The following is an 11,147-nucleotide window of genomic DNA, read 5'->3' on the forward strand; positions in this document are numbered from 1 at the left end:
CTCGTATGCCGCCCCCCTGTTCTCGGTGATCGTGCTGCTGCTGGCGGGCTTCGGCGTCTTCCACTGGTCCGTGGCACTCGCTTGCGCGCTGATCACCGTTGGCGCGCTGATTGCCGCCAAGGACATGTTACTCAAGCCGAAAAGAGCGGCCGCAGCCGAGACAGCAGCGCGCGCCTAGTCCAGGTCGATTCGAGCGACGCCACGCTTCATCGCCCCGCCACCATCCGGCCGCTCACCCAGACCGAGGCGATATTCGCCCGCGTCGCGTTGAGCACGATCTTCTGGAAGACATCGTCAAGCGTGTCGTCGGCGGCGTTGATGTGGATGTTCGAGGCGCGCGCCCCGGTATCGATCAACAGCGCGTCGAATTCGTGCCCGACGCGAAAACTGCCTGTCGGCAGGTCGAGCGCTTCGGCACCGCCCGCGGTTGCCAGCCAGAACGCCTCCTGATGCGTGATCGGCTCGCCGGGCGCGCCGCGCTGCTCGGGCGGCAGGCCGGCATGCACGCCGCTTTGCAGCGTCCTCGACGCCGACAGAGCATGCCGGCAGCCGTCCAACAGGGACGGGCTGTAGCCTCCCGAAATATCCGTTCCCAACCCGACATGCATCTGCCGGTCGAGCGCCGCGCGCAGCGGAAACGCCGCATTGGCGAAGTAGACATTGGAGAGCGGGCAATGGGCGACGCCGGCACCCTTCTCCTTGATAAGGTCCATGTCCTGCCCGTCGATGAAATTCGAATGCGCCAGGATGGTGTGCCGGGTGAGCAGGCCGAAACCGTCCAGGCTGGCCGCATCGGTCTGACCGAAGCGCTCCTCCACGAATTGCTTTGCCCAGTCACTCTCCGAGCAATGCGTCTGCACATGGCAGCCGAATTCGGTCGCGAGTTCACCCAGCCCCTGCAAGGCCGCATCCGTGCAGCTCGGGATGAAGCGCGGCGTGATCACCGGCTGGACCAGCGGCCTCTCGCCAGGATCCAGTGACTGGACCGCCACGATGAAGCGCCTGGTGTCCGAAACGGCACTCGCCGCATCGGCGTCGCGGTAGAAGGGCGGGCACTGCTGGGCATCGTCCATCGCCACCTTGCCAACCAGGGCGCGCTGGCCCTTTTCCATGCAAATCCCGGCAAGCGCCAGGCTCGCCTCGACATGGATGGTGGCGAAATAGAGCGCGGTGGTGGTGCCGTTGGCCAGGAGATTGTCGACCAGATCGGCATAGACCTCGCGGGCATAGTCGACGTCAGCGTAGCGGGCCTCGAGCGGAAATGTATATTTCTGCAGCCAGACTTCGAGCGGCACATCAAGCGCCTTGCCCATCTGCGGCCATTGCGGCGCATGGATGTGCAGGTCGACCAGGCCGGGCAGCAGGAACTGGCCGTCAGCAAGCCGCACCAGCCTACCGGACAGGCGGGCATCGCTTTCCCGCACCGCATGGTCCGGATGGCCGGGCGCCAGGATCTCGGCGATCCGCCCCTGCGCATCGATGCTGAAGAGATGATCTTCCAGCACCTCCAGCCTGCCGCGCTCCGGCGTGTGGAAGGCAGTGCCGAGCAGCGTGAAAGGTTCTCTTGTCATCTGTCGCTCCGGTTGCGCTGGCGCGTGAGACCGTCACTGCGTGGCCCACTAAAAAGCAGTTGGCAAACCTTTGTGCCGCTGTCCTTTGCCGGCGACTGATCACATGATCGTGTAGAGATTTCCAGAGGGGACATCATGGAACGCGTTGCGCCAGAAATCACTTTGATCGCCCAGCCGGACGATCCGTTGCCCCTGGGCAAGGCCGCCCTGCTCGGCCTCCAGCATGTGCTGGCGATGGACGTCTACATCGTGCCGTTCATCATCGCATCGGTGCTCGCCTTCAGCGTCGGCGATGCCGGCGCCTTCATCCAGTCGGCCTTCGTGGCGGCGGGCATCGCGACGCTGATCCAGTCGCAGCTCCTGATGCGGCTGCCTGTGGTGCAAGGACCCTCCTTCGTCCCGATCGGGGCGGTGCTGGCGATCGCCTTCGGCGCCGGCGGCGGCATTGGCGGGCTGTCGGCGGTGATCGGCGCGCTCATTCCCGGCGCCATACTGGTCATGCTGCTCGGATCGCCGACAAGGATCTTCCATCGCCTCGTCAACCGTTTCGTGCCGCCCATCGTCGGCGGCGCCATCATCATCGTGGTCGGCGTCGCCTTGATGCCGGTGGCACTCAAGGAAAGCATCTTCGCCGTCCACGGCCCCGCCACCGTCGGCGGCAACATCATCCTCGCCTTCATTGCCGCGGCGGTGCTTGTCGGCTGCATGCTGACCGGCATGGCACTCGGCGCGAAAGGCGCGTGGCTGCGCCTGCTTTCCGTCATCATCGCGCTTGTGGCCGGCAGCGTCGCAGCCGCCTTCATGGGCCAGCTGGACATGACGGGTGTTTCCGCCGCGACCTGGTTTTCCATGCCGCGCATTGCATTCCTCAACCTCGACGTGACCTTCTCGCTGTCGGCGACGCTGACGATGCTGATCGTCTACATCGTCGTCCTTGCCGAGACCACCGGCACCTGGTTCGCGGTCGGCGCCGTCATCGACAAGCCGCTGTCGGATGAGCAGCTCGACAGGGGCGCCACCGGCGAAGGCCTCGGCTGCCTGATCAGCGCCCTGCTGTGCAGCACGCCGGTCACCGGTTACTCGTCCAATGCCGGCATCATCGCCATCACCGGCATCGCCAGCCGCGCCGCCTTTGCCGCGGCCGGCATCTTCCTGGTGCTGTTCGGGCTGATCGGCAAGCTCTCGGCGGTCATCGCCTCGATCCCGGGGCCGGTCATCGGCGGCGTCTTCGGTGTTCTCTGCGTCGTCATCGCCATGAACGGTTTTCGCGTGGTGCGCGGCACGCCGCTGACCGAGAGGAACATGCTGGTGATCGGCCTGCCGATCCTGATGGCACTGTTTGCCACGCTGGCGCCACCGGATTTCGTCAAGACGCTTCCGGATATCGTGCAGTACATTCTGGGTTCATCCATCGCCTTCGGCGCCGTCTGGGCCATCGTGCTCCACCAGATCCTGCCGAACGCCCGATAGAGAGACCGGGAGGCCGGGCACCAGAGGCCCGGCCTCCCCAATCCCCGGCCTCCCGATCCTTGTCGATGAACTTCGCCCCCGAAAATGAACTGCCGCAGGAGCTGAAGAACAGGCTCCCCGGCTATCGCTGGCACCGGCAAACCATCGGCAGATCACAGGCCGGCGTGTTCCGGCTGGTAGCCGACGACAAGTCGGCCCTGTTCCTGAAATGCGAGCGGAACGGTCCCTTTGCCGAACTCGCCGATGAAGCCGCGCGGTTGCGCTGGCTTGCCGGGCAAGGCATCGCTTGCCCCGATGTGATCGCCCTGGAAAGCCATGCCGGTCACGACTGGCTGCTGATGTCGGCCGTCGCCGGCGAGGATTTGGCGTCGGCGCCGATCGATCCGGCTGATGTCATCGAGATCATGGCCAGCGCGCTTCGCGATCTGCACGCGCTGGATATCGGCTCCTGTCCCTTCGACCATCGCCTCTTCAGGCGGATCGCGGCCGCGCGATCCCGCATGGAGGCCGGCGAGGTGGACGAAAGCGATTTCGACGATGAGAGGCAGGGCTGGACCACCGCAAAAGCCTTCGCCGAGCTTGAGGCGTTGAGGCCAACGACCGAGGATCTCGTCGTCGCCCATGGCGATGCCTGCCTGCCGAATGTCATGGCTGCCCGGGGCCGTTTCAGCGGTTTCATCGATTGCGGCCGGCTGGGCGTCGCCGATCGCCACCAGGATCTGGCGCTCGCCTGCTCGAGCATCCGCTATAACATCGGCGAGACCTGGATAGAGCCCTTTCTCGAACGCTACGGACCACCGCAAGCGGAGCCGGCGAAGCTCTCCTGGTATAGGCTCCTCGACGAGTTTTTCTGAGCGGCCGATACCAGCCTGTCCCTGGTGGGGCTTGTCTTGATTTTGTCATGTCACGGGTCTAAGCGGCTGGCACACGGTCGCGCACACGACGAAGAGCCGTGCAATCCGACACGACGCGCAATCCGAACGCACCTTCGCAGGGGAGATCTGGCGATGATCAAGGCATTTGTCGTGGACAATGATCGCCTGCGCGTCGTCGACGACCTGCTGGCGGATGGTGACAGGGTCGTCTGGGCCGACCTGGTCAATCCGACCAAGGAGGAAGAGGCCACCATCGAAAGCTGGCTCGGCGTCGCCATCCCGAGCCGCGAGGAGATGGAGGAGATCGAGATTTCCAGCCGCCTCTACATCGAGGACGGCGCCTACTTCATGACCGCCACCTTGCCCGCGCAGACCGAGGTCGACGATCCCCTGATGTCGCCGGTCACCTTCGCGCTGGCCGGCAACAGGCTGATCACCATTCGCTATCATGAACCCAAGGCGTTCAAGACCTTCCCGCAGCGCGCCGAGAAGGTGGCAACCGGCTGCACCAGCGGCGACACCATCCTGATTGGCCTGCTGGAGGCGATCGTCGACCGTCTCGCCGACATCCTCGAGCGCGCCGGCCGCGACATCGAGGGGGTTTCGCGCGACATATTCCAGGCACGCTCCACCAAGGTGTCGAAGCGCAACCGCGACTTTCAGGAATTGCTCAAAGCCATCGGCCGCAAGGAGGATATCGCCTCTTCCGTGCGCGACAGCCTGATCTCGCTGCAGCGCCTTGCCGGCTTCCTCGCCCATGTCGCCACCCAGACCAAGATGAGCAAGGACGTGCGCGCCCGCATCAAGACCTTGTCGCGCGACGTGCTGTCGCTCGCCGACCACGCCACCTTCCTGTCGCAGAAGATCTCCTTCCTGCTCGACGCCACGCTCGGCATGATCTCGATCGAGCAGAACGCCATCATCAAGATCTTCTCGGTCGCAGCCGTCATCTTCCTGCCGCCGACGCTGGTCGCCTCGATCTACGGCATGAATTTCGATATCATTCCCGAACTGAAATGGGAGCTTGGCTATCCCTTCGCCATCGGCCTGATGATCCTGTCGGCGATCCTGCCCTTCTGGTATTTCCGCCGCCGCGGCTGGCTCTGACCGCTGCCGCCGGCAGCCTTTCCCTGACGCTGGCTTACCAGAAAGGACTTGACCAAATCGCCCGTGGCCTGCATCCGGGTTTGCCGATCCATGCGGGTCGCGCGTTCCGCAGGGATTGCAGACCATGACCGGAAAGACATGGGCCTATGAGGATTTCGTCGAGGGTGCCTCGTTCGACCTCGGCACCAAACAGGTAACCGCCGCCGAGATCATCGAATTCGCCAGCGAATTCGATGCCCAGCCCATGCATCTCGACGAGGAAGCCGGCAAGGCCAGCATCCTGGGCGGCCTCTCGGCCTCCGGCTGGCATACCTGCGCCATGTTCATGCGCATGTGGTGCGACACATTCCTTTTGGACTCCACCTGCCAGGGTGCGCCCGGCGTCGACCAGGTCAGGTGGAAGAAGCCGGTCCTGGCCGGCGACAGGCTGGTCGGCACCATGGTCGTGCTTGCCAAGCGCCTGTCGAAGTCGAAGCCGCATCTCGGTTTCATCACCTTGCGCAGCGAGCTGGTCAACCAGCGTGGCGAAAGCGTCTTCGAGCTTGAGAACTCCGTCATGTTCCTGACGCGTGACGCGGCGGGGAATATGGCATGACCCTGGACGAATTCTTCCGCATCGGCACCACCGTCACGCTCGGCTCACACAAGTTCGAAGCCGAGGCGATCAAGGCGTTTGCCCGCAAATACGACCCTCAGATCTTCCACATCGACGAGGAGGCGGCCAGGAAAAGCCTGCTCGGCGGGCTTTGCGCCTCCGGCTGGCACACCGCCGCCACCTGGATGAAGCTCAACCTCGAAAGCCGGATGGGCGCCGAGTGGACCGGTCCGGGCCCGGCGCCCGAATTCGGCCCTTCGCCCGGCTTCAAGAATCTGAAATGGCTGAAACCGGTCTTCGCCGGCGAGACCGTCACCTTCACCCGCACCGCGCTGTCCCACCGTCCGGTCTCGTCGCGTCCAGGCTGGCGGCTTTTGTCGCTGCGCTCGGAGGCTTTCGATTCGACCGGTGACAAGGTGCTGGAGTTCGAGAGCGCCGTGCTGGTGAAGGTGGAGTAGTGGCAACGCTTCCTCCTTCTCCCCCTGTGGGAGAAGGTGGATCGGCGCGTTAGCGCCGAGACGGATGAGGGGTGTTCCAGCGGAGTGAGACGTTGATGTTCTCTGGAACACCCCTCATCCGACCTCGCTTCGCGAGGCCACCTTCTCCCACAAGGGGAGAAGGAAGAACCGCTCCCTTAATGTCCCTCGAACCCGATCAGCGTCCTCACCGGAACACCCAGCGCCTCGAGCTTGGCGCGCCCGCCCAGATCCGGCAGGTCGATGACGAAGCATGCCGCCAGTATATCGGCGCCGATCTGGCGCAGAAGCCTGACCGCCGCTTCCGCCGTGCCGCCGGTGGCGATCAGATCGTCGACCAGGATCACCTTTTCGCCCGGTGAAACGCCGTCCTTGTGCATCTCCATCTCGTCCAGCCCGTATTCCAGGCTGTAGGCGACGCGCACCGTCTCATAGGGCAGCTTGCCCTTCTTGCGGATCGGCACGAAGCCGGCCGAGAGCTGATGGGCGACGGCGCCACCCAGGATGAAGCCGCGGGCCTCGATGCCGGCGATCTTGTCGATCTTCTGCCCGGCATAGGGATGCACCAGTTCGTCGATGGCGCGGCGAAAGGCGCGCGCATTGCCGAGCAGCGTGGTGATGTCGCGAAACAGGATGCCTGGCTTGGGGTAATCCGGAATGGTGCGGATGGCCGAGAGCAGCGTCTCTTCTAGGGAGGATTTCATGGGCAATTGTTCCGTTGCCTTACAGTTTTGCCGGTAAGCGGCAGAAAAGAAAAGGGCGCCTTTCGGCGCCCTTGCATTTTCAGGTGCCGGCGCTGCTTAGTGCGCCACGCCTTCCCACACCTTGCGCTTGGTCATGTAGACGAGCGCGCCGAACAGAAGCAGGAACACCAGCACGCGGAAGCCCATCTTCTTGCGGGCTTCCATGTGCGGCTCGGCTGCCCATGTCAGGAAGGCCGCCACGTCGCGGGAATACTGGTCGACGGTCTGCGGCGAGCCGTCATCATAGGTCACCTGGCCGTCGGAGAGCGGCTTGGGCATCTTCAGCGACACGCCCGACATGAAGTACGGGTTGTAGTGCGTGCCTTCCGGGATGACCATGCCGGCCGGCGGCGTCTGGTCGTAGCCGGTCAGCAGCGAATGGATGTAGTCGGGACCGCCGGCGTCATACTGGGTGAAGATGTCGAAGACGAACTGCGGAAAGCCGCGCTCGACGCCGCGCGCCTTGGCCAGCAGCGACATGTCTGGCGGGGCAGCGCCGCCATTGGAGGCGGCAGCGGCTTGCTCATTGGCGAACGGCGCCGGGAAATGGTCTGACGGCTTGCCGGGACGGTCGAACATGTCGCCGGCATCGTTGGGGCCGTCATGGATGGTGTATTCGGCCGCCAGCGTCTTGATCTGCGCGTCGTTGTAGCCGAGGTCCGACAGCGTGCGGAACGCCACCAGGTTCATCGAATGGCAGGCCGAGCAGACTTCCTTGTAGACCTTCAGGCCGCGCTGCAGCTGCGCCTTGTCATAGGTGCCGAACGGACCGGTGAAGCTCCAGTCCATTTCCTTCGGCTCGTTGATCGGGAAATGCGTCGGAGCCGCCGCATTGTGCGCCTCCTCGGCCGCGAACGCCCAAGTACCTGCAGCCACAGTACCGGCGGCCACAAGGCCGACCAGCGCAAGCGAGGTGAGAATCTTTTTCATGCCAAATCCCCTTAGATTCTCTACCGCTCAGCCCTTGGTCTGTGGTGCGGCCGTGGCGCCCGCCGGATGCCCGCTGCCACCCTTGTTCTTCTCCAGCACCGCCTCGGTAATCGAGTTCGGCAGCCTGCGCGGCGTCTCGATCAGGCCGAGGACCGGCATGATGATCAGGAAGAAGGCGAAGTAGAACAGCGTTGCCATCTGCGCCATGAACACATAGCTGCCTTCCGCCGGCTGCGAGCCCAGCCAGCCAAGCAGGATGGCATCGGCCACGAACAGCCAGAAGAACAGCTTGTACCAGGGCCGGTAGACGGCCGAGCGCACCTTGGAAGTGTCGAGCCACGGCACCAGGAACAGCATGGCGATGGCGCCGAACATGCACAGCACGCCGCCGAGCTTGGAGTTGATCGGCCCGATGTTGAAGGTGATGGCGCGCAGGATCGCGTAGAACGGCAGGAAGTACCATTCAGGGACGATGTGGGCCGGGGTCTTCAGCGGGTTGGCGACCGTGTAGTTGTCCGGATGGCCGAGATAGTTCGGCAGGTAGAAGACGAAATAGGCGAAGAAGAACAGGAACACGATCATGCCGAACGCGTCCTTGATCGTCGCGTAAGGCGTGAAGGCGACGGTGTCGGTCTTCGACTTGACCTCGATGCCGGTCGGGTTCGACTGGCCCACGACATGCAGCGCCCAGACGTGCAGCACGACAACGCCTGCGATCATGAACGGCAGCAGATAGTGCAGCGCGAAGAAGCGGCCGAGCGTCGGATTGTCGACGGCGAAGCCGCCAAGCAGCAATTGCTGAATCCACTCGCCCACCAGCGGTATGGCGCTGAAGAAGCCGGTGATGACGGTGGCGCCCCAGAAGCTCATCTGCCCCCAAGGCAGCACATAACCCATGAAGCCGGTCGCCATCATCAGGAGGTAGATGATGCAGCCCAGGATCCACAGCAGTTCGCGCGGTGTCTTGTAGGAGCCGTAATAGAGGCCTCGGAAAATGTGGATATAGACGGCGACGAAGAAGAACGAGGCGCCGTTGGCATGCATGTAGCGCAACAGCCAGCCGGAATTCACGTCGCGCATGATCTTCTCGACCGAATCGAAGGCGAGCGTGGTGTCGTTCGAGTAGTGCATGGCCAGCACGATGCCGGTCAGGATCTGCGCCACCAGCATGATCGACAGGATGCCGCCGAAGGTCCACGCATAGTTGAGGTTGCGCGGCACCGGATAGGCGACGAAGCTGTCGTAAACCAGCCGCGGCAACGGCATGCGGGCGTCGAACCAGCGTCCGAGACCGGTTTTGGGCGTATAGGTCGAGTGTCCCTCGCTCATCGAAATATCCCCTGCCTCAACCGATAAGGATTTTGGTATCGGAAATGAACTTGAATACCGGCACAGCCATGTTCTCTGGCGCCGGGCCTCTCCGGATGCGGCCGGCGGTATCGTATTGCGAACCATGGCATGGGCAGAACCAGCCGCCGAAGTCGCCTTCCTGGCCGAGCGGGATGCAACCCAGATGCGTGCAGACCTGAACCATCACCATCCAGGCTTCCTTGCCGGGCGTGGTGCGGTTGGCATCGGTCGCCGGCGCGTCCGCCGGCAGATTGGCGTTGCGGGCGATCGGATCCTTGAGATCGGAAAGGTTGACGGCTTCGCCGTCCTTCATTTCCTTTTCGGTGCGATTGCGCACCACCACCGGCTTGCCGCGCCACTTGACGATCAAGGACATGCCCGGCGTCAGCGAGGCGACGTCGACTTCAACCGAGGCGAGCGCCAGCGTCGAGGCATCGGGGCGCATCTGGTCGATGAACGGCCAGGCGACGGCACCGGCTCCGACCACGGCCGCCATGCCGGTGGCGACGTAAAGAAAATCTCGACGATTGGGATCGTGGATGTCGGTTGCGCTCACGGGTGCCTGATCCTTTCGCCTCTTCCGCGCCGGTGGCCGAGCCTTGTTCCCCGCTCAATCACGCCAACCCGACAGCGCATGGCGAACAGGCTAGCGAATTCCTCCGGCATTTGGACTTCGGTTTATGCGTGAAGCCCGTTTTTGTCCAGACGGGTCAAGGCACAAGGGCAGATTGTCGCGGGGACAAAATCCCCTATTGCGCGGCAAGGCGGGCAACGGCCGCGAAAGGAGGCTAAACAACCGGGAAATATCAGCAAAATCCGGCGTCCTTGTTTACCTCGACACAGGACACCGGTGTGATCTATCTTCCCTGGCATGGCGCACGTCATCGACCGCGAGGAATGGGCCGTTCGTTCCGACCGCTGGAAGGGCGAGCTGCAATGCGGTGCCTACGGCTCCAACTCCTGCCTGATCTTCAACTACCTGCCCGATGTCGGCGGCGGCCCGCGGCTGCACTCCCATCCCTATGCGGAGATTTTCATCATCCGCCAGGGCACCGGCCTGTTCACCATCGGCGACAAGGAAATCGAGGCCTCCGCCGGCCAGATTGTCATCGTGCCACCTCACACGCCGCACAAATTCACCAATCTCGGTCCGGGGCCGCTGGAGACCACCGACATCCACGAGAACGGCAGCTTCATCACGAAATGGCTGGAGTGATCCCTACATCGCGCCAAGCCTGACCAGCACGGCTTTGGGGATGTCGTATTCGCGGATCACGGCGTCGTGCTTTCGCAGGCCGCACAGTTCTCGCTGGATGAAATAGCCATGCACCGCGGCGGCCGCCTCCTTGAGCAGAAGGGGGCGCAACTGCTCGTCGCCATTGTCGCGCAGTCTGGCCAAGGTTTCTTCCACGCGCTGTCCGGCACGGCCGAGCGCGGCCGCCTTCTCGGCCAGGACCTCATGGCCAAGCGCGTCGAAGGCCGCTTCAGCGGCCGAGGTGCCGGCAAGATGAGATGGCGGACGCAAGGACATTTCAGTTCCCCTTTCCGAACACCATGCGGTGGGTGACGAATTCTTCGCCTTCCACGCGCTGAAAGCCAAGCCGTTCATAGAAAATGAAGGCTTCCGGCGGCGCGCGGGTGTTCAACACGGTGAAATAGCGGCGTGCCCGATCGATGACGGTCTCGACCAGCATGCGGCCAAGGCCGGCGCGACGGTGGGGCGCGCCGACGAACAGGTGCCGGACCCGGCCATGCTCCCTGCCCTCGACATAAGGATCGATGTTCAGCCCGCACACACCGGCGAGTTCGGTGCCATGCCATGCCCCGAACAGCGCCTCGCCTCGCTTCAGGAACTTGTTGCGGCCGCCAGAGCTATTCCCCCGTGTCCAGCCATCCGCCAGCCGCACCAGCATCCAATAGCCTTCCAGCCGGCTCTCGTCCTTCAGCCTGTCGAAGGCCGGCGTGGTCGGCCGCAGCCGCTTGATCTTATAACCGATCCCTGGGCTGACCCTGAGCGTTCCACCCATGCG

The 11,147-nt window shown here is 63.6% G+C and carries 13 protein-coding genes; 6 read left to right on the forward strand and 7 right to left on the reverse strand.

The features are described 5' to 3' along the window. Nucleotides 1-206: 206 nt before the first annotated feature. Complete coding sequence (gene guaD, locus FJ977_RS11340; RefSeq protein ID WP_140771430.1) at nt 207-1,571, reverse strand: guanine deaminase; 1,365 nt, start codon at nt 1,569-1,571, stop codon at nt 207-209. Between the two features lie 135 nt (nt 1,572-1,706). On the opposite strand from guaD, the gene FJ977_RS11345 reads away from it, so the two are divergent. From FJ977_RS11345 to FJ977_RS11365, 5 genes are all read left to right on the forward strand, one after another. Beyond that, nucleotides 1,707-3,041: a solute carrier family 23 protein gene (locus FJ977_RS11345; protein WP_140771432.1), complete on the forward strand. Its 1,335-nt coding sequence runs from the start codon at nt 1,707-1,709 to the stop codon at nt 3,039-3,041. A gap of 65 nt (nt 3,042-3,106) precedes the next feature. Next, nucleotides 3,107-3,895 carry an APH(3')-II family aminoglycoside O-phosphotransferase gene (locus FJ977_RS11350; RefSeq protein ID WP_140771434.1) on the forward strand — a complete coding sequence of 263 codons (789 nt, stop codon included), beginning with the start codon at nt 3,107-3,109 and terminating at the stop codon, nt 3,893-3,895. Nucleotides 3,896-4,048: 153 nt separating this feature from the next. Continuing rightward, nucleotides 4,049-5,023, forward strand: a complete 975-nt coding sequence (gene corA / locus FJ977_RS11355) for a magnesium/cobalt transporter CorA (protein WP_140771436.1) — start codon at nt 4,049-4,051, stop codon at nt 5,021-5,023. Between the two features lie 124 nt (nt 5,024-5,147). Further along, nucleotides 5,148-5,618, forward strand: a complete 471-nt coding sequence (locus FJ977_RS11360; RefSeq protein WP_140771438.1) for a MaoC family dehydratase — start codon at nt 5,148-5,150, stop codon at nt 5,616-5,618. Further along, on the forward strand, nt 5,615-6,076 hold the full coding sequence (locus FJ977_RS11365; protein WP_140771439.1) for a MaoC family dehydratase: 462 nt from the start codon (nt 5,615-5,617) through the stop codon (nt 6,074-6,076). The genes FJ977_RS11360 and FJ977_RS11365 overlap by 4 nt, the downstream gene beginning before the upstream one ends. Before the next feature lie 176 nt (nt 6,077-6,252). Here FJ977_RS11365 and FJ977_RS11370 read toward each other — a convergent pair whose 3' ends face one another. From FJ977_RS11370 to petA, 4 genes are all read right to left on the reverse strand, one after another. Continuing rightward, complete coding sequence (locus FJ977_RS11370; RefSeq protein WP_140771441.1) at nt 6,253-6,798, reverse strand: adenine phosphoribosyltransferase; 546 nt, start codon at nt 6,796-6,798, stop codon at nt 6,253-6,255. 96 nt (nt 6,799-6,894) lie between these two features. Next, nucleotides 6,895-7,767 (reverse strand): cytochrome c1, encoded by an 873-nt coding sequence (locus tag FJ977_RS11375; RefSeq protein ID WP_140771442.1) that lies wholly within the window; start codon nt 7,765-7,767, stop codon nt 6,895-6,897. A gap of 27 nt (nt 7,768-7,794) precedes the next feature. Beyond that, nucleotides 7,795-9,096: a cytochrome b N-terminal domain-containing protein gene (locus FJ977_RS11380; protein ID WP_140771444.1), complete on the reverse strand. Its 1,302-nt coding sequence runs from the start codon at nt 9,094-9,096 to the stop codon at nt 7,795-7,797. Between the two features lie 16 nt (nt 9,097-9,112). After that, entirely contained in the window at nt 9,113-9,673 is a 561-nt protein-coding gene (gene petA, locus FJ977_RS11385) for a ubiquinol-cytochrome c reductase iron-sulfur subunit (RefSeq protein ID WP_140771445.1), read from the reverse strand. A 315-nt stretch (nt 9,674-9,988) separates the two neighbouring features. Here petA and FJ977_RS11390 point away from each other — a divergent pair, with 315 nt between their 5' ends. Then, a complete protein-coding gene (locus tag FJ977_RS11390; RefSeq protein WP_140771447.1) occupies nt 9,989-10,333 on the forward strand; it encodes a cupin domain-containing protein in 345 nt (114 codons plus the stop codon). Between the two features lie 3 nt (nt 10,334-10,336). Here the strand turns inward: FJ977_RS11390 and FJ977_RS11395 are convergent, their stop codons facing one another. Continuing rightward, nucleotides 10,337-10,648: a DUF6665 family protein gene (locus FJ977_RS11395; protein WP_140771449.1), complete on the reverse strand. Its 312-nt coding sequence runs from the start codon at nt 10,646-10,648 to the stop codon at nt 10,337-10,339. Between the two features lies 1 nt (nt 10,649). Beyond that, a complete protein-coding gene (locus tag FJ977_RS11400; RefSeq protein ID WP_140771451.1) occupies nt 10,650-11,144 on the reverse strand; it encodes a GNAT family N-acetyltransferase in 495 nt (164 codons plus the stop codon). Nucleotides 11,145-11,147 lie beyond the last annotated feature (3 nt).

It is taken from the genome of Mesorhizobium sp. B2-1-3A (assembly GCF_006442655.1).
Classification (GTDB): Bacteria; Pseudomonadota; Alphaproteobacteria; order Rhizobiales; family Rhizobiaceae; genus Mesorhizobium.